Annotated in this window: 22 protein-coding genes; 9 read left to right on the forward strand and 13 right to left on the reverse strand. The window is 67.9% G+C overall.

Features of this window, described 5'->3' with window-relative positions; all coding sequences use genetic code 11:
• Nucleotides 1–28: 28 nt before the first annotated feature.
• Nucleotides 29–2,758 carry an MGH1-like glycoside hydrolase domain-containing protein gene (locus ACVBEQ_RS04340; RefSeq protein ID WP_447152209.1) on the forward strand — a complete coding sequence of 910 codons (2,730 nt, stop codon included), beginning with the start codon at nucleotides 29–31 and terminating at the stop codon, nucleotides 2,756–2,758.
• 39 nt (nucleotides 2,759–2,797) lie between these two features.
• Nucleotides 2,798–3,568 (forward strand): glucose 1-dehydrogenase, encoded by a 771-nt coding sequence (locus tag ACVBEQ_RS04345; RefSeq protein ID WP_447152210.1) that lies wholly within the window; start codon nucleotides 2,798–2,800, stop codon nucleotides 3,566–3,568.
• Nucleotides 3,569–3,920: 352 nt separating this feature from the next.
• Here the strand turns inward: ACVBEQ_RS04345 and ACVBEQ_RS04350 are convergent, their stop codons facing one another.
• Genes ACVBEQ_RS04350 through ACVBEQ_RS04360 form a run of 3 tightly spaced genes read right to left on the reverse strand, consistent with a single transcriptional unit; the run spans nucleotide 3,921 to nucleotide 8,558 of the window.
• Nucleotides 3,921–6,014, reverse strand: a complete 2,094-nt coding sequence (locus ACVBEQ_RS04350) for a glycosyl hydrolase (RefSeq protein ID WP_447152211.1) — start codon at nucleotides 6,012–6,014, stop codon at nucleotides 3,921–3,923.
• A 55-nt stretch (nucleotides 6,015–6,069) separates the two neighbouring features.
• Complete coding sequence (locus ACVBEQ_RS04355; protein ID WP_447152212.1) at nucleotides 6,070–6,792, reverse strand: efflux RND transporter periplasmic adaptor subunit; 723 nt, start codon at nucleotides 6,790–6,792, stop codon at nucleotides 6,070–6,072.
• Entirely contained in the window at nucleotides 6,789–8,558 is a 1,770-nt protein-coding gene (locus ACVBEQ_RS04360) for a glycosyltransferase family 2 protein (protein ID WP_447152213.1), read from the reverse strand. Before ACVBEQ_RS04360 ends, ACVBEQ_RS04355 begins: the two co-directional genes overlap by 4 nt.
• Nucleotides 8,559–9,269: 711 nt before the next feature.
• Between ACVBEQ_RS04360 and ACVBEQ_RS04365 the strand changes: the two genes are divergently transcribed.
• The 3 genes from ACVBEQ_RS04365 to ACVBEQ_RS04375 all read left to right on the forward strand — a co-directional run bounded on the left by ACVBEQ_RS04365 (nucleotide 9,270) and on the right by ACVBEQ_RS04375 (nucleotide 12,469).
• A complete protein-coding gene (locus tag ACVBEQ_RS04365; RefSeq protein ID WP_447152214.1) occupies nucleotides 9,270–10,484 on the forward strand; it encodes a pyrophosphate--fructose-6-phosphate 1-phosphotransferase in 1,215 nt (404 codons plus the stop codon).
• A 69-nt stretch (nucleotides 10,485–10,553) separates the two neighbouring features.
• Nucleotides 10,554–11,780, forward strand: coding sequence for a GNAT family N-acetyltransferase (locus ACVBEQ_RS04370; RefSeq protein ID WP_447152215.1), 1,227 nt, complete (start codon nucleotides 10,554–10,556; stop codon nucleotides 11,778–11,780).
• Between the two features lie 101 nt (nucleotides 11,781–11,881).
• Nucleotides 11,882–12,469 (forward strand): hypothetical protein, encoded by a 588-nt coding sequence (locus ACVBEQ_RS04375; RefSeq protein WP_447152216.1) that lies wholly within the window; start codon nucleotides 11,882–11,884, stop codon nucleotides 12,467–12,469.
• A gap of 10 nt (nucleotides 12,470–12,479) precedes the next feature.
• Here ACVBEQ_RS04375 and arfB read toward each other — a convergent pair whose 3' ends face one another.
• The 4 genes from arfB to ACVBEQ_RS04395 all read right to left on the reverse strand — a co-directional run bounded on the left by arfB (nucleotide 12,480) and on the right by ACVBEQ_RS04395 (nucleotide 14,736).
• Entirely contained in the window at nucleotides 12,480–12,920 is a 441-nt protein-coding gene (gene arfB, locus ACVBEQ_RS04380; RefSeq protein WP_447152217.1) for an alternative ribosome rescue aminoacyl-tRNA hydrolase ArfB, read from the reverse strand.
• 2 nt (nucleotides 12,921–12,922) lie between these two features.
• Nucleotides 12,923–13,393: a ribose-5-phosphate isomerase gene (locus ACVBEQ_RS04385; protein ID WP_447152218.1), complete on the reverse strand. Its 471-nt coding sequence runs from the start codon at nucleotides 13,391–13,393 to the stop codon at nucleotides 12,923–12,925.
• Between the two features lie 52 nt (nucleotides 13,394–13,445).
• Nucleotides 13,446–13,982, reverse strand: coding sequence for a universal stress protein (locus ACVBEQ_RS04390; RefSeq protein WP_447152219.1), 537 nt, complete (start codon nucleotides 13,980–13,982; stop codon nucleotides 13,446–13,448).
• 91 nt (nucleotides 13,983–14,073) lie between these two features.
• Complete coding sequence (locus ACVBEQ_RS04395) at nucleotides 14,074–14,736, reverse strand: mycothiol-dependent nitroreductase Rv2466c family protein (protein ID WP_447152484.1); 663 nt, start codon at nucleotides 14,734–14,736, stop codon at nucleotides 14,074–14,076.
• 236 nt (nucleotides 14,737–14,972) lie between these two features.
• Here ACVBEQ_RS04395 and pepN point away from each other — a divergent pair, with 236 nt between their 5' ends.
• Nucleotides 14,973–17,525 (forward strand): aminopeptidase N, encoded by a 2,553-nt coding sequence (gene pepN / locus ACVBEQ_RS04400; RefSeq protein ID WP_447152220.1) that lies wholly within the window; start codon nucleotides 14,973–14,975, stop codon nucleotides 17,523–17,525.
• A gap of 68 nt (nucleotides 17,526–17,593) precedes the next feature.
• On the opposite strand, the gene ACVBEQ_RS04405 is transcribed toward pepN, so the two are convergent.
• From ACVBEQ_RS04405 to ACVBEQ_RS04415, 3 genes are all read right to left on the reverse strand, one after another.
• Nucleotides 17,594–18,067, reverse strand: a complete 474-nt coding sequence (locus ACVBEQ_RS04405; RefSeq protein ID WP_447152221.1) for a DUF5130 family protein — start codon at nucleotides 18,065–18,067, stop codon at nucleotides 17,594–17,596.
• A complete protein-coding gene (ctaJ, locus tag ACVBEQ_RS04410) occupies nucleotides 18,054–18,287 on the reverse strand; it encodes an aa3-type cytochrome oxidase subunit CtaJ (protein WP_447152222.1) in 234 nt (77 codons plus the stop codon). The genes ACVBEQ_RS04405 and ctaJ overlap by 14 nt, the downstream gene beginning before the upstream one ends.
• Nucleotides 18,288–18,381: 94 nt before the next feature.
• Nucleotides 18,382–19,656, reverse strand: a complete 1,275-nt coding sequence (locus ACVBEQ_RS04415) for an MFS transporter (protein WP_447152223.1) — start codon at nucleotides 19,654–19,656, stop codon at nucleotides 18,382–18,384.
• A 755-nt stretch (nucleotides 19,657–20,411) separates the two neighbouring features.
• On the opposite strand from ACVBEQ_RS04415, the gene ACVBEQ_RS04420 reads away from it, so the two are divergent.
• Complete coding sequence (locus ACVBEQ_RS04420; protein WP_447152224.1) at nucleotides 20,412–20,534, forward strand: hypothetical protein; 123 nt, start codon at nucleotides 20,412–20,414, stop codon at nucleotides 20,532–20,534.
• Nucleotides 20,535–20,640: 106 nt separating this feature from the next.
• Here ACVBEQ_RS04420 and ACVBEQ_RS04425 read toward each other — a convergent pair whose 3' ends face one another.
• Entirely contained in the window at nucleotides 20,641–21,270 is a 630-nt protein-coding gene (locus ACVBEQ_RS04425; protein WP_447152485.1) for an HNH endonuclease, read from the reverse strand.
• A 322-nt stretch (nucleotides 21,271–21,592) separates the two neighbouring features.
• On the opposite strand from ACVBEQ_RS04425, the gene ACVBEQ_RS04430 reads away from it, so the two are divergent.
• Nucleotides 21,593–22,570 (forward strand): mechanosensitive ion channel family protein, encoded by a 978-nt coding sequence (locus ACVBEQ_RS04430; protein ID WP_447152225.1) that lies wholly within the window; start codon nucleotides 21,593–21,595, stop codon nucleotides 22,568–22,570.
• 41 nt (nucleotides 22,571–22,611) lie between these two features.
• A complete protein-coding gene (locus ACVBEQ_RS04435) occupies nucleotides 22,612–23,010 on the forward strand; it encodes a globin (protein WP_447152226.1) in 399 nt (132 codons plus the stop codon).
• A 15-nt stretch (nucleotides 23,011–23,025) separates the two neighbouring features.
• Here ACVBEQ_RS04435 and ACVBEQ_RS04440 read toward each other — a convergent pair whose 3' ends face one another.
• The gene (locus ACVBEQ_RS04440; RefSeq protein ID WP_447152227.1) at nucleotides 23,026–23,670 is read right to left on the reverse strand and encodes a DUF8010 domain-containing protein; all 645 of its coding nucleotides are present in this window, start codon (nucleotides 23,668–23,670) and stop codon (nucleotides 23,026–23,028) included.
• 35 nt (nucleotides 23,671–23,705) lie between these two features.
• The gene (locus ACVBEQ_RS04445; protein WP_447152228.1) at nucleotides 23,706–24,140 is read right to left on the reverse strand and encodes an acyl-CoA thioesterase; all 435 of its coding nucleotides are present in this window, start codon (nucleotides 24,138–24,140) and stop codon (nucleotides 23,706–23,708) included.
• Nucleotides 24,141–24,245: the final 105 nt, after the last annotated feature.

Raw genomic sequence — 24,245 nt, forward strand, 5'->3', positions numbered from 1 at the left:
GCTCGCCAGGACACCAGGAGACGCCACGATGACCAGATCCGCCCGTCCGTCCACGGCCGGACATCCGGGACCGAAGCCGAAGTCGAAGCCGAAGCCGCGGCCCCGCGGAGCGAAGGCGGAGCAGGCGCGGCTGGCCGAGGCCGATGACGGCACGGCGCCGTGGCGGGACTGGGGCCCCTACCTGTCCGAACGCGCCTGGGGCACGGTGCGCGAGGACTACAGCGCGGACGGCGACGCCTGGTCCTTCTTCCCGCACGACCACGCCAGGTCCAGGGTGTACCGCTGGAACGAGGACGGGATGGCGGGGTTCTGCGACGAGACACAAAACTGGTGCCTGTCGCTCGGGCTGTGGAACGGCGTCGACCCGATCCTCAAGGAGCGGATGTTCGGCCTCACCGGCCCGCAGGGGAACCACGGCGAGGACGTCAAGGAGTACTGGTGGTACCTCGACGGCACCCCGACCCATTCCTGGAACACCTGGCGGTACCACTATCCACAGCGGGAGTTTCCGTACGGCGACCTGCTCGCCGAGAACGCCCGGCGCGGGAAGCTGGACCCGGAGTACGAGCTCGTCGACACCGGCATCTTCGACGAGAGCCGTTACTGGGTCGTCACTGTCGACTACGCCAAAGCCGCCCCGCGGGATCTGCTGATGCGGATCACCGTGGAGAACGCAGGGCCTGACGAGGCGACATTGCATGTGCTGCCGACGTTGTGGTTCCGCAACACCTGGTCGTGGGGCTACGACGACCACCCCAAGCCGACGCTGCGACTGGACGGCAACCGGATCGTCGGCAGCCACTCGAAGTCCGGCCCTTTCGTGCTGGTCGGTGACGGATCCCCCGAGCCGCTGTTCTGCGAGAACGAGACCAACGACACCAGGCTGTTCGGCGCGCGGAATGTCACGCCGTATCCGAAGGACGGCATCAACGACCACGTCATCTTCGGTGCCGCGACGGTCAACCCGGTCAACGAGGGCACCAAGGCCGCACTGCACTACACGGTGACCGTGCCGGCCGGCGGGTCCACCACCATCAAGGTGCGGATGGTCGGCGTCCCGCACCCGGCGGTCGACGTCGACCCGCTGCAGCCCAGCGTGGAACCCATCCCGCTGGGCCGGCCGTTCGACGCCGTCATCGCCGCCCGGAAGAAGGAGGCGGACGCCTTCTACGGCGCCGTCATCCCGTCCACCGCCACCCCGGACGAGGCCGTGGTGGCCAGGCAGGCGTTCGCCGGGCTGTTGTGGGGTAAGCAGTTCTTCCACTACGACGTGCAGCGCTGGCTCAAGGGAGATCCGACCCAACCACCGCCGCCGCCGGGTCGCGGGCTGATCCGCAACGGCACATGGCTGCACCTGAACAACCACGAGGTCATCCTCATGCCGGACCCGTGGGAGTACCCCTGGTTCGCCGCCTGGGACCTGGCATTCCACTGCGTGACGCTGGCGCACATCGACGCCGCGTTCGCCAAGGCGCAACTCGTCTTGCTGCTGCGCGAGTGGTACATGCACCCCAACGGCCAGATCCCTGCCTACGAATGGAATTTCTCCGACGTCAACCCGCCGGTCCATGCCTGGGCGGCCAACAAGGTCTTCGAGATCGACGGCGGAACCGACTTCACCTTTCTGGCAAGGATTTTCCACAAGCTGCTGATCAACTTCACCTGGTGGGTGGACAACAAGGATCACGGCGGGAACAACCTCTTCCAGGGCGGGTTCATGGGGCTGGACAACATCGCCCCGCTTGACCGCTCGGCCCTGCCACCGTCGGAGGGGTATCTGGAGCAGGCCGACTCCACCGCGTGGATGGCGATGTACGCGCAGGGATTGCTCGAGATGGCGCTGCGGCTCGCCGTGCACAACCAGTCCTACGAGGACGTCGCCACCAAGTTTTTCGAGCACTTCCTCGCCATCGCGGGGGCGGCGAACAACGCGGGCCTGTGGGACGAGGCCGACTCGTATTTCTACGACGTCCTGCATCTCGCCGATGGGACGGATGTCCCGATCAAGGTGAAGTCATTGGTCGGGCTGGTGCCGATCAGCGCGGCGCTGCCGTATGACGGCATGACCGGAATACTGCTTCCCGACTTCCAGACCAGGGCACGGTGGTTCCTGGACAACCACCCGGAATACCGCGAGCTGTTCCATACCCGGGACATCGCCGGGCGGCGGCACCGGCTGCTGGCGCTGGTGCCGCCGGAGCGGTTGGTCCGGTTGCTGGACAACGTGTTCGAAGAGGACGGATTGCTGTCGAAATACGGCATCCGGGCCATTTCCGCCTGGCACCGGGACCACCCGTTCAGCATCGAGGTCGGCGGCGTCATCGCCTCCGTCGATTACGAACCCGCGGAGTCGACAACCGATCTCTTCGGCGGGAATTCCAATTGGCGGGGCCCGATCTGGATGCCGCTGAATGTGCTGCTGGTCGAGGCGCTGCGAAATTACGACGAACTGGCACCGGGAGAGGTGACGGTCGAATACCCCGCCCGGTCGGGACAACGGTTGACGCTCACCGCCGCCGCGGACGACATCTCCCACCGGCTGACATCGATCTTCCTGCCGGGCCCGAACGGCCGCCGTCCCGTGCACGGCTGGTACGACCTGCTGGCCACCGACCCGCGCTGGCGGGACAACGTCCCGTTCCACGAGTACTTCCATGGCGACACCGGAATGGGCCTCGGCGCCGAGCACCAGACCGGATGGACCGCATTGGTCGCCCACCTGATCCTCACCACACCGCCCCGCACCACCGGCAGCTGACCCAGCCCGCCGCTCGCACATTCACAGAACAGGAACCCGATGAGCCTCACCGGCAAGGTCGACATCGTCACCGGCGGCAACAGCGGCATCGGCAAGGCGGTCGTCCTCGAATTGGCCGCGCAGGGCGCGAGCATCGTCATCGACTACGTCTCGCACCCGGAGGCCACCGAGGAACTGGAGGAACAACTCGCGGCCATCGGCGAGGACCGGGTGATCGGGGTCGACGCCGATGTCAGCAAGGTCGCCGACCTGCAGATGCTGGTCGACAAGGCGGTGGAGAAGTTCGGCCGGCTCGACATCATGGTCAACAATGCCGGAGTCGAGACCCGCACCAACGTGCTGGAGACGACCGAGTCGCAGTACGACTTCGTGCTCGACGTCAACCTGAAGAGCGCGTTCTTCGGCACCCAGATCGCCGCGAAACAGATGATCGCTCAGGGCTGTGGCGGCTGCATCATCACCATGAGCTCCGTGCACGAGGACTGGCCGATGCCCGGCAACACCGCGTACTGCCTGGCCAAGGGCGGGGTCAGGATGCTGACCAGGACCGCCGGTCAGGAGCTCGGCCCGCACGGCATCCGGATGGTCAATGTCGGGCCGGGCGCGGTGGCCACCCCGATCAACACCGCCACCATGAACGACCCGGCCGCGATGAAGACCCTCGATGCCGCGATCCCGCTCGGCCGGATGGCGGAGCCGAAGGAGATCGCCACCGTGGTCGCCTTCCTGGCCTCCGACGGCGCGTCGTACATCAACGGCACCTCGATCTTCGTCGACGGCGGGCTGATGCATTCCAGTCCCGGCCTCTAGCCGACGACAGGCGCACATCGATTCGCCACTTTCCAACGCCATCCGAGCGGTTTCCCGTCCGAACCCGGCGAATCGATCGCGGCAACCCCCGGACAGCGTTCAGCCCGGACCTGATCATCAGGTCCGGGCTGAACGGGAGTCTTCGCTCCGTAAAGTCTTGCTACCATCCTGTGCTGGAGATCACCATCGGTCGCCCCGGCCCTGTCCCTAGAGACCGGGGCGACCGAGGCTCCCCCACTCACTCCCCGGCCGGCGGGTTTGACGGTTCCGGACGCCGGGGGGTGAGTGCCTCACCCGGTCCGCCGCACGCGACGCAGATGACTGCGGTGCGTCGCGACGGAACGGGAATTCGTCATGATGCCGACGGCTCCGGCCTGCTGAAGACGTACGCCATGACGTAGGCCTTCGTGGTTCCGTTGTCGATCTCGTCGGGCAGGTTCGCCAGCTGCTCGCGCGCCGCGGCCGGGTCGGCCAGCGCCAGGTACTGGACCATGTACTCGCCGAACTGGGCCCCGTAGCCACCGGGCGCACCCTCGGCGAGGTTGGCCTTGATCCGGTCGGCGTCGCCGGCCAGGTAGGTGGAGTACGAACCCATCGGGATCAGCTGGATTCCGAGCATTGCGCCCGGCTCCGGGCTGAACCAGGTGGCGTAGTCGCGCTTCCCACCCCAGTTGAGGGCGGCGATCTTGTGGGTGAACTCCGGGAACTCGCTGAAGTCCGCGTCCGTCCAGTACAGCTTCGCCGAATGGGCCTCGGTGCTCATCATCCACACCGCCTGGTCGTACATGTCGGTGTTACCGCGCACCTGCTCCCACATCGCCAGCGCGTTCCAGGCACTGACCGACTCGCTGCTGGACTCCTGGTTGTTGCCGTCCGCGAACGGACTGCTGCCCGAGGCCCACGCATGCCCGGAGTACGGATCGAAGTTCCGGTACTGCGGGAAGCTGTCACTGGCCTGCGACGAGGCGATGTCGGCGACCAGAAGGTCGGCGACGGGTGCGAACTCGTCGGCCAATGCCGGGTCGTTCTTGGCGACAACCGCTGCGGCGTAGAGCATGTAGCCGTAATGGAAGTGGTGGTCGTTGAGCTCGTCGGAGCCGAACGAGGCCTCCAGCCCGATCATCGACTTGATGCCCTCGTCGTAGACGAAGCACTTCGTCGCCGACGTCTCGCAACCCTTGGGGTCGAACCACTTCTGCAGTTCGGCCGTCAGCCCGGTCCGCAGCTCGGCGGCCACATCGGTGGCGCCCAACTGTTCGGCGAGCGTCATCAGGTTCGCCGCGCGGTAGAGCATCTTGCCGCCGAAATAGGTGTCGGTGGCCGAGGCGGCGAAGTCGATGGCGGCCGCGTCGGTCTTGATCTGCGCGACCACAGCGGCCTTGTCCTCGTCGGACAGGGTGGACAGGTCCAGTTCGGCGGAGGGCTGGGTGACCGGCGCGGTCGTGGTGAGCGAGGTGCCGGTGTACAGGTCCATCGTGCCGTAGATGCTCTTGTAGGTGCCGGTGGCCTTGGAGCCGCCGTCCACCGTCTGGCCGGCCATCGGCGAGATGACCGTGTCCCCGCCGTTGGCGGTGACGTAATTGAGCGTCGTCTTGACGGTGTCCCCGTCGACCGCATGGTCGACGGATGTGCTGACCACCGGGTCGGCCGCGGCAGCGGCGAGCGACGCGGCGTCGGCACCTTCGGGAGCGCCGTAGAGCGTCATGGTCGACCCCGACTTCAGGGTCACCTTGCCGCCGTCGTCGACGGCTGCTCCGTTGCCGACCACCAGGCCGTACTCATGCCCGGCGACCGTGCTGGTGTAGGCGCCTTCGGTTGATCCGGCCTTGAAGACCGGTTCCAGTGCGACGGTCTGGTCCGCGGCGGCCGTGTAGGTGACGAAGGGCGAACCCTGCACCAGCACGACCGAACCGAGGGCGTTGCCGTCCGCGTCGTTGTAGGTCGAGGTGACCGACAGCGTGTCGTACGCGGTGACCTGCATCTTCGAGGCGCCGAGCGGCACCTGCAGCTGCGGGTTGGAACCGCCCATGATCGTCTTCTCGGAGGCGGTGACCTCCGGAAGGCCGAGGCCGAAACCCTTGTCGGTGAGCGCCGCGGACAGCGGCATCGGGAACACCGGCTGCGGCTCGTCACCGAAGACGAGTCCGGAGAACCAGCGGTTGGTCGGCGGCACCAGGCCGTCGGCGAGCCGGGTCGGGGCGATCTTGGAAACGCTCTTCTGGGTCACGTTCGCGAGATCGGCCGCGACGTCGGCCGGCGCGGCGGCCGGGCTGGTCGCCGACGCCGGATTCCCGGAGGAATCGGTGGCGGTCGCACTTCCGCCGTTGGCGGAGGTGCAACCCGCCACCAGGGCGGCGCCGGCGATCAGGATGAGCGGCTTGGTCAGGGTGCTGCGGAGAGATCTTCGTGCTGAGACTGTGGTGTTGGCGGTGTCGTTGATAGTCATCTCACTCGTGGTTTCGTAGGTGGTGTCGGTGTGGGTCGTTCCCTTGCGGGACGGCTCAGGCCTGGACCCCGAACCAACCGGTCACGGTGTTGGTGACGTCCGTGACGACGCCGTCGTTGGTCAGGTGCAGGGTCGCCTGGACCGGGGTGCCGACCGCGAAGAGGCCGGTGCCGTTGGCGAGTTCGTCGCTGTAGGCCTTGACCAGCGTGCGCGCCTCGCCGTTCTCGGTGCGGACCTGGATCTGGGAGGCCTTGGCGCTGATCTGCTCGTTGTTCGGCAGGGTGATGTCCAGCGTCGCGCCGGCCGGGATCCGTGCATAGTCCTTGGCGCTGAGCAGGAAGTCGGCCTCGACGTACATCGATCCGGCCTGCTGGACGGTGGCGATCGTCGAGTTCGACGGCACGAAGGCGCCGGCCGCGTAGGCGATGTCGTCGATCAGACCCGCGTTGGTGGCGGTGATGACCAGGGTGTTGTTGCCCTTGACCTCGTGGGTCAGGTTCTCCGGGGTGACAAGGCCCTGGGCGAGGTCACGCTCGAGAGCAGCGGACTCGACCTCGAAAAGCGGCTGTCCGGCGGCAACCTGGTCGCCGACCTGCACGAACTGCTGGGTGATCGTGCCGGAGTAATCCGTCCCGACCGGGTAGTCCTCGGCGACGAGGGAAGCGGATTTACCCGCGACCTTGCCGCTGTTGTAGTTGACGAGCATGGTCAGTCCGGCGGCCAGGGCGACCACCGAGAGCAGGCCGATGGCAAGACCGATTCGTTTGCGCCAGGTCATTTTGCACTCTCCACACTTGCAAGGGTCCGATCGGCGGCGGGCCGCTCGTCGAACGCGGGGGCCACTGCGGTGTTGGAGGCAGCGACCACGGGGACATTGGTCTTCGGGTTGGACAGCGGGCTGTTCTCGGTGGACTCGATACCGTCGACAAGCCTGTCGGTGTTGAGGTTCTGGTCGGACTTCAGCGCCTTCTGCGCCTTCGCGGCCTTGCGTGCGGCCCGCTTCGGGGAAACCCGCGGCAGACCCTTGGCCTCGCGGCGGTTGCCGCGTGACTCACGGAATGCGGTGGCGACGAACAGGCCCAGGATGAAGGTGTTCAGCAGGTTCCACAGCAGCGCAAGGGTGAAGGAGCTCACCGTCAGCGCCTGCCAGATACCCACCACCGAGGTGATGGCCAGGAAGACGAACGCCATCAGCTGGTGGGTGATGAAGTTGAACGGCGAAGCCTTCTTGCCGGTCGAACCCGTCACGTGCCACTTCTGGTCCTTCTTGAAGACCGCGTTGACCAGTGCCCGACCGTAGATCGGGAAGGACGCGGTGGCCAGCATCAGCGTTTCCCAGCGGAACGAGCCGATGGTGTACAGCGCGACGACGACCTGCATGAAGTAGAAGCCGAGGTAGTACAGCAGCCAGGTGCCGAAGCTGACACCGGAGTTGATCGGGGCAAGGCCGAAGTAGATCTGCAGCGGCGGGACCAGCAGCAGCAGGCCGGGCGCGATGCCGACCATGTAGAAGGTCGCGGTACCGAAGTACTGCATCCGCTGGTCGAGCGTCAGCTTGATCTTGCGGGAGAACGGGTTCCGCTTGAGCAGGATCTCGAAACCGCCGGTCGCCCAGCGCAACTGCTGCTTGGTGTAGGCCTCGATGGTCTCCGGGGTGTCGCCGATGGCGAGCACGGTGGAGATGTAGACCGACTTCCAGCCGTACTCGTGCAGCTTGAGGGAGGTCCAGACGTCCTCGGACTTCGAGTCCGTGTACATGCCACCGATCTGCTCGATCGCCGAGCGCCGGAAGATCACGTTGGTGCCGACGCAGAAAGCCGCGTTGAAGCGGTTCTTGCCCGGCTGGATGAACCGGTAGAAGACCGACTGCATGTAGCCGGCACCGCGGGAGATCAGGTTGTGCAAATTGCCGTAGGCCTGCGGGGTCTGCACGAAGGCCACGTTGGACTCCGCGAAGAACGGCACGGTCTGGTACAGGAAGTCAGGTGCCGCAACGAAGTCCGCGTCGAGGATGACGTAGAACTCGCCGCTCGTGACGCCGAGGGCGTGGTTGATGTTGCCGGCCTTGGCGCCGACGTTGCCCTCACGGGCGATGTACTCGGCGCCGAGCTCGGCGGCCAGAGCCCTGACGTCGTCGGACTTACCGTCGTCCAGGATGTAGGTGGTGTGCCGGCCGTGCATCGCGACAGCGGCAGCGACCGTGCGGCGGATCGTCGCGAGTTCCTCGCCGTAGGTGGTGATGTAGACATCGATCGCCACCTCGGTCTCGTGCAGGTGCATCGGCAGCCGGGTGAGATCCGTTCCGGGCTCGATGTTCTTGTGCTGCGGACCGTAGAGCCGGGTCTGCGCGTTGTGGAACCGGTAGCCCCGCGGGTTGTGTCCGCTGGACAGGATCGTCCACAGTGACAGCAACGCCTGGAAGATGATGACGGTCTCGGCCGTCAGCACGATGAGGTACGGGATCCAGTTGCCACGGTTCGAGAAATCGAACAGGAACGTCGTGTACAGCAGCACGCCGATCGTGGCGATCAGCACGAGCATCATCAGGGACGGTGAATCACGCGCGCCTCTGCGGCGATCGTCGGATTCCCGTGAATCGGATTCGGGTGCCGCTGGCAACCGATCGTCAGGGTCAATTCTTGCTAGGGACATGGCAGGGACTCCCCCAAGGGAAGAGGTATGGGACGGCTCTGGCGGGTACTCCGGGGTTTTTTGTCCGGAGTTCTCGAACGATCAGCCTCTTCAGAACGGCATCGGTGCCGTGGGCCTGATCCGACGTTCGTCATCGAACGCGCGTGGTGTGCCTCAAGACCTTTCCCGTCCGGCAAGACCGTCAATGCTTGCTTTCCGGGTGGTGAGATCAGTTTGCTTCATCGATTCAGTTACGACAAGGGGGCAACAGCTCACACTCACCCGTGGGCGCCCCTCTTGAGGTTTTTTGATCACCGCTGGTAACCGTTTCACCAGCGACAATGCTCGGCGGTGTCCGATTCACCCGATTATTTCTGCGGCTAAATTACTCGTGGTGACGGTGGCCACAGTCTCTGCCGCGCAACGACAGGCGGCCCTGCACGTCTTGAGCGGCTGTCCCCGGACGATCAGGTCGAACGACCCGAAACCACCGACAGGGCGAGCGTCGTCGGGCGAAGCGCCGCTACGCTGACCCCGCCGCCCGGCTCCGGTCGGCCCGTCTCCCGGAACGGCACCGAAGCCGCCGGAATCGGCCTCACCGCCCCGTAGAAAGGCCCCACACCGATGCGCAAGGTCGCCCTGCTCACCGCGGGAGGTTTCGCCCCGTGTCTGTCCGCTGCCGTGGGTGGCCTCATCGAGCGCTACAGCGAACTCGCGCCCGATGTGGAGATCGTCGGCTACCGGCACGGCTACCAGGGCCTGCTCCGCGGCGACTCCATCCCGGTGACCCCCGCGGTCCGGGAGGGGGCCGGCCTGCTGAAGCTGTTCGGCGGTTCGCCGCTGGGCAACTCGAGGGTCAAGCTGACCAACATCAAGGATCTGGTCAAGCGCGGGCTGGTGAGCGAAGGTGCGAATCCGTTGCAGGTTGCGGCCGAGCGCCTGGCATCCGACGGGATCGACGTGCTTCACACGATCGGCGGCGACGACACGAACACCACCGCCGCAGACCTCGCGGCGTACCTGCACGAGCACGACTACGAGCTCACGGTCGTGGGGCTGCCCAAGACCATCGACAACGACATCATCCCCATCAAGCAGTCGCTGGGGGCGTGGACGGCTGCCGAGGAAGGTGCCCGATTCGCCCGGAATGTGGTGGCGGAGCACAACTCCAACTCCCGGATGCTGATCGTGCACGAGGTGATGGGGCGGAACTGCGGTTGGCTCACCGCAGCCACCGCCGAGGCGTACGACCGGTGGCTCAACACCCAACAGTGGCTGCCGGAGTTCGGACTGTCGCGGGAGGCCTGGGCGATCCACGGGGTGTACGTCCCCGAGGCCTCGTTCGACCTGGAGGCCGAGTCGGACCGGCTCAAGCAGGTGATGGACTCAGTGGGCAACGTGACCATCTTCCTGTCCGAGGGAGCCGGTCTGGACAGCATCGTCGCCGAACTCGAGCAGTCCGGCGCCGACGTCCCCCGCGACCCGTTCGGCCACGTGAAGCTCGATCAGGTCAACCCGGGTCAGTGGTTCGCGAAGCAGTTCGCCGCCCGGCTCGGGGCTGAGAAGGTGCTCGTGCAGAAGTCCGGGTACTTCGCGCGATCGGCACCTGCCGACGAGACCGACCTGATCCTGATCAAGCAGATGACCGACCTCGCGGTCGAGTCGGCGATGGCGGGTATCCCGGGCGTCATCGGCCATGACGAGGAGCGCGGCGACGAACTCCGGGCCATCGAATTCGACCGGATCAAGGGTGGCAAGCGCTTCACCATCACCGATCCCGAGTTCGTCGAGCTGTTGGCCAGGATCGGCCAGCCGGAGACCCCGGGAACCGGTCACTGACTGCGCTTCACAAAGGTCTGCCGGACAAAGTCGGACGACAACGACGGCCGCGTGCGGCAGGGTGGTCGGGTGACCCAACCTCAGCCACTCGTCGTGCGCGACCTGAAGGACGATGACCTCGCCGACATCCTGGAACTGGACGCCACCGCGTTCGGCCAGGACATGCCCGTCGAGTTCCTGGACGAGGTCATCGTTCCCGAGCTCGAGCTGGACCGTTTCATCGGCGTCCGCGACCCGGCGGCCGCGGATCGTCTCGTGGCGGTCGCCTGCATCCTGTCCAAGGACCTGACGTTTCCCGGTGGCGGAGTACACCCCGCCGCGGGCGTGTCCTGGGTGGGCGTCCGGCCTGGCTGGCGGCGCCGGGGCCTGCTGCGGCAGATGATCACCGACCAGTTGCACCGTCTGCACGACAGCGCGGGCGAGGCGGTCGCCATCCTGACCGCGAGTGAGGCCGCCCTGTACGGCCGGTTCGGGTACGGCCGCGCGATCGACCAGGCCCGTTATCAGGTCACCCATGGCGCGGCCTTCCGGCCCGGCGTGCAGGTCGACAACGTCATCGACGTGCGACCGGAGCAGGCCCGACCCCAGGTCAAGGCCATCTACAACCGGGTGGCGGCCCAACGCCCCGGCTACCTCGGCCGGTCGGATGCCATCTGGGGTATCAGGTTCTCCGATCACGACGTGACCCGCAGGGGTGCGTCCAAGCTCCGGTTCGCCCTGCACGAGGACGGTTACGTCGCCTACCGGGTCAAGTCCGACTGGGGTGACCGCGGACCGGACTTCGGCCTGCAGCTCGACGAGATCTGCGCCGCCACCCCACGCGCCTTCGCCTCGTTGTGGCGATTCCTGCTCGACCTGGACCTGACCAGGCAGGTCACCTATCACCGCGGCTGGGTCGACGACCCGCTGCCGAGCCTGCTGCTGGACCCGCGCAGCGTCACGGTGTCCCGGCACGATCACGTGTGGCTGCGGATCGTCGACCTCGACCGGGCGATTCGGCTGCGGCAGTACAACTCCGCGGCACGGGTGACGGTGCGGATCGTGGACGCGACCTGCCCCTGGAATGATGGAACCTGGTCGTTGCAGCTGAGCCCGGACGGTGGTCAGGCGGAGCGGACCACTGCAGGGGCCGACATCACTCTGGACATCAGGGATCTCGGTGCCTGCCTGCTCGGCGGTACATCGTTGGCCCGGCTGGTCGAGGCCGGACTGGTGACCGGCACGCCCGCGGCGGTCGGCGCGCTCGGATCGGCCCTGGGCTGGCCACTGGCCCCGTGGTGCCCGGAAGGCTTCTGAGGCCGAGCGGCGACCGGTGCGGCGGTTCCCCGCGGGGCGCGGAGTCAAACCCGATGGCCCCGCACGTGGTCAGCAGGTGACCGATCGGGCATGCTGAGCCGATGGCCGGCCTGCAGGATGACGCGACCCCGGCACCGCGCCGACGGCGGCGGGCGGTGCGCCGCGCAGCCGGGCCGCCCGGCCCGCAGGTCGCCGACTCGCCGGATACCCGATCGCACGATGCCGACTCCCGGGAAGTCGAGCCCCAGGACGTCGAATTCCAGAATGCGGCGCCGGCGGTCCCCGACCACGGCGAGGTCGGCGACGTGGCCGCAACGTCACCGGAGGCGCCGGCCGCGCACGCTCACCCGCACGTCCCTGGACCCGGTCACGGTGCGCATCCCCCGGGGCGCGACCCGGCACCGCAGCACTCGGCCGGTACGGGCGAGACGCAACGGCGGAGCGGGCGCACGGCCCGCGAGGACGCCGCCGAGCGATCACTGCGTTCGCTGGTCACCACCCGCTCGAGCCAGGTCTCCCCCGTCGCGGCGATGCGCGCCCGGGAGGTCGCGCTGCCCAGCGACGCCGATCTCGCCGCGGCCGAGGCCGAGGTGACGATAATCCGGCGGCATTACGTGCCGCCGACCGCGCTGACCGCCGGCCGCCGGCCGGACCGCTCCCGGCGCCGGCCCGGCGAGAGCAGCCAGTAGGCCGGGGTTCTCAGTCCATCACCGTCTTGCGGCCCTGTTTGATCTCCGACCGTCGGCGCTTGGCATCGAGCCGTCGACGCCGGGAACCGGCGGTGGGCCTGGTGGGCCGCCGGACCGGCCCGGCCGGCGCGACCGCCTCTCGCAGCAGGCCGGCCATCCTGGCCCTGGCTGCCTCCCTGTTGCGGATCTGCTGGCGGTGTTCGGATGCGCTGACCGACAGCACGCCGTCGACCATTCGGGAGCGGAGCCGTTCGATGGCCAGCCGGGTCATGGACTCCGGCCAGCCCAGCGACGGGATGTGCACGGAGAGTTCGACTCTCGAGTCCGCGGTGTTCACTCCCTGCCCGCCCGGTCCGGACGAGCGTGAGAAGCTCCAGGCCAGCGCCTTGGCCGGTACGGTCAGCGACCCGGTGACCGGCAGGTCACCGAACGGCTCATGACGGCCGGCCACGATCAGCCCGGCAGGTCCTGCGGGCCGGGGTCCGCCTCGTACGAGCTGACCAGGTCGATCCGCCGCTGATGCCGGGGATCGTGCGAGAACTCGGTCGACACGAAGGCATCGACAAAGCTGAGTGCGGTGGGGATGTCGTGCATCCTGGCGCCGAGCGAGACGACGTTCGCATCATTGTGCTGGCGGGCCAGTTGCGCGGTGTCGAGGTTCCAGGCCAACGCGGCGCGCACCCCGTCCACCTTGTTGGCCGCGATCTGTTCGCCGTTTCCGGATCCGCCGATGACGACTCCGAGCGACCCCGGGTCGGCGACCACCCGGCGGCCGGTCTCGATGCAGTACGGCGGGTAGTCGTCACCGGCTGTGTACTGGGCGGGGCCGATGTCGATCACCTCGTGACCGGCGTCGGACAGGTGGCTGAGAACGGCGGCCTTCAACTCGAAGCCGGCATGGTCGGAACCAAGGTAGACACGCATGGCGATCAGTGTGTCCTACCGGCCGAGTCCGGGCGCGGCCAGGCCCGCCGGATCAGGGCACCACCAGCACGGGGAACTTCTGCCGGGCGACGACGGCACGGGAGACCGAACCGGACGCGATGCGGTGCAGGAAGTCGGCGAAGCCGGTGTGCCGTTTGCCGACGACAACACAGGCGGCGTCACGTTCCTCGGCGATCCGCACCAGTTCTGCCCCGGCGTCACCGGTGGTGGAGACCAGCTCCCAGGTCACCTCCGCGAGATCACCGGAGTCGTTCAACGCGCGGACCAGTTCGGCCTCGACGGCGTCCTCGGCCTCGTCGTTGGCGCCCATCTCCTCGGGCAGCGGGACGTAGCCCTCGACCATCGGCATGGCACGGCGCCGGACGTGCACCAGCAGCAACGGCCGGCCGGTTGCCCTGGACAGGAACACCGCCGCCCGCAACGGCCGGCCGCAGGCGATCGCGTCGTCGACGCCGGCGACGATCGGGCCACTGCGCAGATCCGGCGGCAGCGGGATGCCCAGCGGCGACATGCCGCCGAGCGGGCCCGAACCGGAACCGACCGATGCCGCACCCGGGTTCGACGTCATCACTGCCTCCGTAGTCCAACGCCGGGCCGGTCAGCCACCCGGCTGCGCCCACCCTAACGGTGGTGGGTTACAGGGATGGCACGCCGCGGCCTCAGTCGAACTGCGGGTTCTCGGTCCTGGTGCGCTTGATCTCGAAGAAGTACGGGAACGAGGCGAGCTTGACCGCGGCATCCCAGAGCTCACCGGCCTCTTCGCCCCGCGGGATCCGGGTGATGACGGGGCCGAAGAAGGCGGAACCGTTGATGTGGATGGTCGGGGTCCCGACGTCGTCGCCGACGGCGTCCATGCCCGCGTGGTGACTGGCCCGCAGTGCTTCGTCGTATTCGGACGACGTCGCGGCGGCGGCCAGACCGGCCGGCAGGCCGACCTCGGCGAGCGCCTGTTCGATGACGACCGAGCGGTCGTCGATCTTCTGGTTGTGGATCCGGGTGCCCATCGCCGTGTACAGCGGTCCGAGAACGTCGTCGCCGCGAGCCGCGACAGCCGCGATCGCGACCCGCACGGGGCCCCACGCGGTCTCCAGCCGGCGCTTGTAGTTCTCGCTGATGGCGCGGTTCTCGTTCAGCACCGCCAGGCTCATGACGTGGAAGTGGACCTCGATGTTCCGGACCTTCTCCGCCTCCAGGACCCACCGCGAGGTCACCCACGCGAACGGGCACGCCGGGTCGAACCAGAAATCCACCCTGTCGCGGGCTGCTGCGGGCGTGGCAGCGGCCGCGGGAAAGCCGGAGCTGGACGGGAGATCGCTGAACATGGTCGCGCTTTCGGTCATGGAAGAAGAGCCCCTCGTGAGATGTCGTGAAACGTGGCGTGCACTGCCGACCGGCACATCCGATGCGCCGGTGCTGATCCGCCGACAGCAGCAACCATCACCGCCGGCGTCTTGTTCCGGGTTTCCTGCGTTTGCCAGTGCCGACGCCATCGGCAATACACTCCGTGGCCTGCCGATCGTTGTCCGGGCCGGCAGCATCCCGAACCGGAAGGATCCGCATGTCGCAGGCGCCGAACCTGACCCGCGCAGCAGCAGCCGAACGTTCGTCCACGGTGTCGACCTCATCCTACGAGATCGCCATCGACCTGACGGACGGCGCGGGAGGGCCCGGGGAGAAGACCTTCGCCACCACCTCGACCGTCACCTTCGATGCCACACCGGGCGCCGGCACGGTGATCGACTTCGTCGGGGACGGCATCGCGGCCGCAACGTTGAACGGCCGGTCGCTCGATGTGGGCGGCTGGACGACGGCAGGCGGTCTCGCGCTGGACGATCTCGGGGAGACCAACACCCTCACCGTTGAGGCGGTGGGCCTCTACACCAACACCGGTGAGGGCCTGCACCGGTTCGTCGACCCGGTCGACGGTGCCGTCTACCTGTACTCGCAGTTCGAGACGGCGGACGCCAAGCGGCTGTACGCCTGCTTCGACCAGCCCGATCTGAAGGCCCGGTTCAGCGTCACCGTCACGGCGCCGGCCGACTGGCAGGTCGTCTCGAACGGCGCGTCGACCTCGGTCGAACCGGGCCCGTCGGGCTCGGTCGTCCACCGCTTCGCCACCACCGAGCCGATGAGCACCTACGTCACGGCGCTCATCGCCGGGCCGTACCACGTCGTCCGGGACCATCACGACGGCATCGACCTGGGCATCTTCTGCCGTGCCACGCTCGCCGAGCACCTCGACGCCGAACGGCTGTTCACCCAGACGAAGCAGGGTTTCGACTTCTTCCACGGCGCCTTCGGCGTGCGCTACCCGTTCGGCAAGTACGACCAGTTGTTCGTGCCGGAGTTCAACGCCGGCGCCATGGAGAACGCGGGCGCCGTGACGTTCCGGGAGGAGTACGTCTTCCGCTCCAGGGTCACCCGGTACCTGTACGAACGCCGCTGCGAAACGATCCTGCACGAGATGGCGCACATGTGGTTCGGCGATCTCGTCACGATGCGCTGGTGGGACGACCTGTGGCTGAACGAGTCGTTCGCGACCTGGGCGTCCGTCGTGGCCCAGGTGTCGGCCACCGAGTACACCTCGGCGTGGACGACGTTCGCCAACGTCGAGAAATCGTGGGCGTACGTGCAGGATCAGCTGCCGTCCACCCACCCGATCGCCGCGGACATGGTCGATCTGGCAGCCGTCGAGGTCAACTTCGACGGCATCACCTATGCCAAGGGCGCCAGCGTGCTCAAGCAGCTCGCCGCCTACGTCGGCTTCGAGGAGTTCCTCACCGGGCTGCGGGCATATTTCGCCGCCCATGCCTTCGGCAACGCCACCCTGGAAGACCTGCTCGCGGCCCTCGAGGAGACATCCGGCCGCGACCTGCATGCCTGGGCCGCGTCCTGGCTGCAGACGACCGGCCTAAACACCGTCAGCGCCGACATCGATGTCGACGACGCGGGCGTCATCACCAGATTCGAGGTCCTGCAATCCGGTGCCGCCCCCGGCAAGGGTGAGCGCAGACCACACCGGCTGGCGATCGGCCTCTACGACCGGGACGGCGATGGCGCGCTGGTCCGCACGGACCGGGTCGAGCTGGATGTCGTCGAGGAACGAACCGCGGTACCGGGTCTCGTCGGGCTCCGGCGCGGCGCGCTGGTGCTGCTCAACGACGACGACCTGACGTACTGCAAGGCACGGCTGGATCCGGCATCGCTGGAGACGGCCATCGACGGGATCGCCGCGGTGGCCGAATCACTGCCGAGAACGCTGCTGTGGTCGGCGGTCTGGGAGATGACCAGGGACGCACTGATGCGGGCCAGGGACTTCGTCACGCTGGCCGTGCGCGGGATGGCCACCGAGGACCAGATCGGCGTCCTGCAGCGCGTTTTCTCCCAGTTGCAGGTGGCGGTCGGTTCGTACGCCGACCCGCAGTGGGCTGACACGCAGGGCTGGCCGGCCGTCACCGGCGCGCTGCGGGAGGTCGCTGTGTCGGCGGCGCCGGGGAGCGATACCCAGCTCGCCGCTGTGCAGGCGCTCGCCGGGGCGAAGCTCAGCAGCGGGCAGTTGGCCGAGATCGCCGGCTGGCGTGACGGTTCGGCACCACTTGACGGGCTGACCGTCGACACGGACCTGTCCTGGACGCTGTTGGGTGCCCTGGTCGCGCACGGACTCGCCGGCACCGACGAGATCGACGCCGCCGCGGCGGCCGATTCGACGGCCTCCGGCGAGCGCAGCGCGACGCAGATGCGCGCGCTGATCCCGACGGCCGAGAACAAGGCTGCCGTCTGGGAGCGGGTGGTCGGCGACGACGGGATGGCGAATGCCCTGCAGAGCGCGGCGATCGCCGGCTTCTCGCATCCGGCGCAGCGCGAACTGCTCGAGCCGTTCGTGGACAGGTACTTCACCGTGATCGACGACGTGTGGTCCCGGCGATCCATCGAGGTCGCGCAGAAGGTGGTCGTCGGCCTCTACCCGAGGTGGGCCGTCGAGCAGCGCACGGTCGACCTCACCGCCGAGTGGGAGTCGAAAGAGCATCCGCCGGCCCTGCGCCGCTTGGTGACCGAGGGCCGCGCAGGAACCGAGCGGGCGTTGCGTGCGAGAGCTGCCGACGCGGGCTGACCTGCACGGTCACGGCCGTGCGACAGCGAACGACGGGCCGACCCGATCAGGTCGGCCCGTCGTTCGCGTCACCAGGTCGAGCGCTCGGGGAGGGTGCCGGCCTGGTCGGCCAGGATCCTGATGCCGGTGACGAGCGCTCCGGGAATGTCTCCGTCGGTGCATGACGAGACCACCGCCAGTACAGCGAGCCGGGCCGCCCGGTCGGTGATCCGGCGGGCGGCCTCACCACCCGTTGCCACCTCCACCACACGCTGCCCCGGTGAGATCGCCAGCAGGACGGCGTCCCTGGCGTCGGCGCCCAGACCCGACAGCAGGCCCTGCGCGAATGCCTCGGTGTTGCTGCCCATGTCGCCCAGGTACGCCGAGAACCGGAGACCGGTGAACCGCTCGGCCTCCCTGATCACGTCGTCGAGCAGTTCGAGCTGCGTGGTGGTCAGCGGCTGGTCGACGCCGCCGGACGGGCCGACCTGCGGGTCCCAGTACTTGACGGCGACCGGTCCCATCGCTTCGATCTCGCCCTTGGAGAAGTCACCATGTGCCATGTGCGCCACCCCCCGACGCCCTTGCTCCGGCAGCGGTTCCGGCCGACACCACGGGCTGGTCGCCGGCCCACCACTGGGCCGGGTACTCCCAGGGGGAGCCCGGCCGGTACTTGGTCTTCCGGCCCTTGGCCCTGCCGGGAATGAGCGTCAAGACGGCGATGAGGCCGTAGATCAACGCGGGGATCCCGACGAACACCGCCAGCGTTTCTAGGATCGTCACGGTGATCACGGTATCGGACAGTCTCCGAGCCGGCCGGGCAACCCGGCCGGCATCCCTTCGGCCGGGACGTTCCACGCTCGCGTACTCGTGAACGTCAGGCGCGGACGGCCTGCTGCTCCGGTTCGCCGGCCAGGAATGACCGGCCGACGATCAGGCCGAGCACGGCGATCAGGCCGCCCGCCAGCAGGTAGACGGCGGGGATACCCCAGCGCTCGCCGACCACTCCGCCGATCAGCGCCCCCAGCGGGATGACGCCCCAGGCAACGACTCTGAAGGCGCTCGACACCCTGCCGATCATCCCGTGCGGCGTCCTGCGCTGCCGTCGGGTGGCCGACAGCACGTTCCAGGTACCGCCGGCCAGACCCATCAGGGCGTACGCCGGAAGGGCTGCTGCGACGTACGGGAAGAAGCCGAGAATCAGCATGGTCATGCTGATGCCGAACAGCGCGACCATCATGGCGCCGCCGCCGCGCAACCGTGAGTTGGCCCGACCGACCAGCGCGGCGGCGACCAGCGTGCCGACGGAGTACGCCACCAGCAGCAGCGGGTAGGTGGCCTCCGACATCCCCAGGTTGTCGGTCCCGTACAGCACCAGCACCGCGTCGGTGGCCGCGTTCGCGACCACCATGATGGCGACGGTGATCACCAGCACCCGGAGCACGGGGTCGGAGATCAACCTGCTCAATCCCGCCTTGACCTGCTGGTAGGGACTGGGTTCGGTGTCCATCGCCTCGCTCACCCCGGCCGATTTGACCGACCCCGGGAGGACGGGACCCGGTTCGACCGGCTCGGCAGCCTTTTTGGTGATGGTCGCGACGGTGGCCGCAGCGAGCAGGAAGCACCCGGCCGACACGGCGAACGGTGCCCACGGTGCGGCCAGGAACAACACGCCGGCAGCCAGTGGCCCGGCCATGTCGAGGGCGATCGTCTCCACCGTGACGAATCGCGCGTTCGCCCGTTCCAGGTTTGCATGCGGGACGATCCTGACCAGCAGCGACTGGGCGGACCCGTCCGCGAACGTCTCTGCCGAGGTGATCGCGAAACCGACGACGGCCAGTATCGGGATCGACACCGAGTCGGTCAGGATCAGCAGCACCAACCCCACAGTCAGCACCGCACGTGCCACATGAGCGGTTGCCATCACCTTGGCCGGGTTGAGCCGGTCGACCAGCGCGCCGGCCGGGATCGCCACCAACAGCCAGGGCAGCGATGACGCCACCGCCACCGTCGCGACCGCCGCGGCCGAAGGATTGATCATCACCGCGAGCAACGGCAGCGCGATGACCCGCAGGCCGTCACCACTCAGCGAACCCGCCCAGGCCACCAGCAGTCGGCGGAACGAGGGAGGCAACCCAGCGGCAGACGGCACCGGAGACGGCGGAACCTGCACGCTCTCGACTACCCCCAACCAGCCTCGCGACTTCGCCAGATCTCAGGCCACGTACGGAACTCGCCGTGACCGAACGGCAACAGCGTGCCACACAGGAGGGTTGATGTCGGGATCACGCCCCGACGGCGGTTGCGCCGCCCGATTCGTCCTGTCATCACCACCGCAGGCAGCCACGGCCGCCGCGCGATGACTGCTCGACGCGTTCCCTCGGCCCGAACGCTCGAATGCCGATGAGCCGCCTGGGTCATCTGGCGGGTCGCGTCACGCTGATGGACCCAAGTAAGCCTTCGGTGAGCACCGGCCGTCAGGTTTTGCCGACCGAAGCAGTCCTTTTCGTCCGAATTTGACCCTATATTTTTGGGGGTTCCATCAGCTGAAATGCGCTTTTGGGTGAACATCTCCACCACCGGTGTTAGACCGAATGGCTTAGATCACCCGTTTGCCAACAGGTGCCGCCCGCGTGCCACATATCGCACCGAAACCTTGTCACGGTACGTGAGATCGCGGTTGGTCCATTCAGGTTCTGGCCCAACGGCGGACTCTATATTGGTGTTGCGGGTCAAGGAGTTCAAGAACTTGAAAGCCATTGTGCCGCAAGAGGTTTGAATTTGCAAGGGCAGTCGACAAGAGTAAACCGGCAGCACGCATCACAGTCGCACACCAATAACAGAGCCACCGAATTGCCCAACACGTCTCCCCCTCTCCCGGAGGGGGACCACCCCAAAGGAGTCCTCATGAACAGCACCCGTGGAACGCGAATCGGCCGTGGCACCCGCATCGGCCGCGGCACCAGGATCGGCCGTGGAACGCGCATTGGCCGCGGCACCCGCATCGGCCGTGGAACCCGCATCGGCTGACAGGTTGCCCCGTTGCGCCGTCATCACTCAGATGAGTGAAGACTCGCACCGACCGTCATCTGGAGAGCTCAGATGAGATTGACCAGAGCAGTAGGATGTACCGGACTCAGGCGGCGGCTGGCAGCCAGGGTTCCCAGCACGGATCAGCATCTTCGGTCGACCAGAGCCTCCCGAAGGCGCCGCGACGCGGCGGACCCGGGTTGAAGGTCATCGACCAGCCCAGCTCGTCGAGTAACCGATCGGCCTTCCGGGCGTTGCACCGAACGCAGCAGGCCACGCAGTTCTCCCACGAGTGAGCGCCACCGCGGCTCTTCGGGACCACATGGTCGATGGTGTCGCCCCGGCCATGGCAATAGGCGCAGCGCCGTGAGTCCCGGCGCAGGACACCGGCCCTCGTGACAGCCGGCGGCGCCTGATAGGGAACCCGCACATAGCGCCGCAGTCGCACGACGGACGGCATCGTGACCGACACCGATGGCGACCTGAGCACCGGCGATCCCGTTCTCTCCAGAACGCACTCTGCCTTGCCGGCGACAACGAGCACGAGCGCACGCCGCCCGGTGACCACGGCCAACGGCTCATGGCTCGCATTGAGCAGCAGCACCCGGACCAGTGCAACGACCGGTCGCTGCTCCGGCTCCCGCCTCGAGGGGCCTGCACCCAGAGGTCGCACCGGAGTGGGGCGCACCGGACTGGGTCGCACCGGACCACGGCCATGTCGCCCGCTGCCATCCATGCGCACCTCCAGCGATCCACCAACCACCGTGCCGCGGACGAGGGACACCCGCACAAGTCGGAACGCGTCCGACGGGCCCCGGACGTCGCCGACTGCCCCGTGATCTTCTCTCGCGCCGGGGCGATGAGTCCCGGATTGCTGTGAGAAGAATAACCGCAGTCGCGTCGCTGCCCGTCGCGGACGCGCGTCGACGGTGCTCAGCGCGGGTGCCGGGCCGGATTCGCCCAGGACGAGCCGTCACCGATCACCCGGCCGCATCGCTAGCGTTGAGCCGACCCAGCGGGCGATCCGCTACCTGCCGAGCCGAGGGATTTCGACAATCGTGGACATCAGCGCGCCGGAGTGCGCCGCCGACGAGGGCTCCCTGTGCCAATGGATCTGGGACACCACGGGCATCGACGTCGTCGCCGCCAACAGCAACGCCGCACTGTCCGCGGTGCTGCACATCGTGCTGATCGTGATCACCGCACTGGTCGTCCGGTTCATCGTGTACCGCTCGATCAACCGGCTCACCCGGCTGACCATCGACGGCAACACCCCGTCGGTCCTGCGGCCGTTGCGTGCGCAGGCCCGCAGGTTCACCAGCGGCCAACCCGCGGAGCGCCGGGCTCAGCGGGCCCGGGCGATCGGGTCCCTGCTCAAGTCGATCAGCTCGTTCCTGATCGTCACCATCTCGGCCATCCTGATCCTCGCCGAACTCGGTATCGACATCGCACCCCTGCTCGCATCAGCCGGTATCGCCGGTGTTGCACTGGCTTTCGGCGCGCAGAACCTGGTCAAGGACTTCCTCGCCGGCATCTTCATGACCCTCGAGGACCAGTACGGCGTCGGCGACACGGTCGATCTCGGACCGGCGTCGGGCAACGTTGTCGCGGTCGGGCTGCGAACCACCACGGTCCGGGCCGGCGACGGCACCATCTGGCACGTTCGCAACGGCGAGGTGCTGCGGGTCGGCAACTCCAGCCAGGGCGAGGCCGTGGTGAACCTGGAGATACCGCTGCGGTACGACGCCGACGCCGGGCTCGCCGGTGCCCTTGCCCTGCGCGAGGCGCTGGCGGTGGCCCGCTCGGAACAGTTCACGGCGTCGGTGATCGAGGAACCGAAGCTGCTCGGAATCGTTGCCATAGCGCCCGGGATCGTCACCATCGGACTGTCCACCACCGTGCGCGCGGGCGACCAGGACGCATTCCTGCGGGCCGTCCGGGGCGCGGTGAAGATCGCCTTCGACCGTGCGGCAGCGGCGAATCCGGCCGACGACTACCGGCCGCCCGCGATCCCCGCAGCGGGCGACCCCGGCTGACCCTTGCACGCGGCGCGCCCCGGGTGCGGGACAATGGACCGGTGACATCACCGGCAACCTTCTACGACGAGATCGGCGGCCACCCGGTTTTCGCCGGCATCGTCGAACGTTTCTACGGCATCGTCGCGGACGACCCGGTCCTGCGACCGCTGTATCCGGAGGCCGATCTCGGTGCGGCGGAGGTCCGGTTGCGGATGTTCCTCGAGCAGTACTGGGGCGGCCCACGCACCTATTCCGACCTGCGGGGTCATCCGCGGCTGCGGATGCGGCACGCGCCGTTCGTCATCGGCCCGCGGGAACGGGATGCCTGGCTCGACGCCATGCGCACCGCAGTAGACGGCGCAGGCCTGGACGAACAGCACCGCGAGCGGCTCTGGGCCTATCTGCTGATGGCCGCCGACAGCATGGTCAACTCGCTGACCTCGCCCGACCCCGCCTGAGCGACCGGGGCGGCGTCAGACCAGCAGCGGCAGCAAGGCGTGCCGGCGGCGCACGACCGCTCCGTACCTGGCGTCGATCCGGGCCCAGGAGTCCGTCGCGCTGATCCGCACGACCTCGTCGGGACCCGTTGCGGCGAATCCCATCCCGGAGAGCGCGAACACCATCCGCAGGCTCAGCACGACCCGCATGCCGGAGCCCGAGACGGTCAGCACCTCGGTGTCCAGCAGGGCGGAAGAGGCCGCACCGGCCGGACCCGGCCGGTCACGGGCACCGATCGCCCCCTCCTCGGCGAGGGCCGCAAGGACGGCTGCCGGCACCTCGTCGACCTGCACCCACCCGGCCGCGGGGGGCAGTTGCGAGCGCCACGCTGCATCGACGGCGGGTCCCGGGTCGACGTCACCGGCAGTCGAGATCGCCAACCCGGCCAGCAGGTTCCCGGCGTGCACCGTGATGTCGGCCGGCACGAGCTCGCCACGGATGGCACGTGTCACCAGCGCGTCGAACGGCGTCGTCGCCCACAGACGGACGGACTCGCCATCGGCACGCAATCGCACCAGACCCGCCGAGTCCCACCTGGCGACCCGGCCGGTGAACGCCGTCGCGTCGTCGCGGTCGGCCTTCTCGGCCGGGGTCAGCCGCGGGGTGCGGCCGGTCGTCACCGTGCCACCGGGCGCAGGGTTGCGGCGTTCACGAGTCAGCCACCGTTGCTCGCCGCGACCGGCGCGGGATGCAGATAGGGCGTCAGGAAAGCTCTTTCGCGATCGTCGATGCGCCTGGGGCGGAACGTGACCGGGTCGACCGGGACGAGAACCGACAGCGCCGTGGCCGCCGTCACCCCCGCGACGCTGAGCACGTAATCGACCGTCATGGACGCCTGGCCCAGCTTGGTCAACCCCATCGACACCGTCACCGGGACATCCATGCCGATCGGCCGCTTGTAGTCGATCTCCAGGCGCGCGACCACGATGCCCTCGGTGAGCCGGTCGATCCCGTGCCGGGCCGCCTCGGAAAACAGCCAGTCGACCCGCGCCTCCTCGAGCAGCGTCACCGTCTTGGCATTGTTGACGTGCCGGAAGGCGTCGAGGTCCGACCACCGCACCCGCACCTGGGTCACATACCGACGAGACACGTCACACTCCCATTCCCGCGTGCGGCCACCGCACGTCACAACACCGCTTTAGTCAGCACCGCATTGGTCAGCACCGCATTGGTCAAGATCGCATCTGTCGACACG

The organism is Nakamurella sp. GG22 (genome assembly GCF_052976845.2).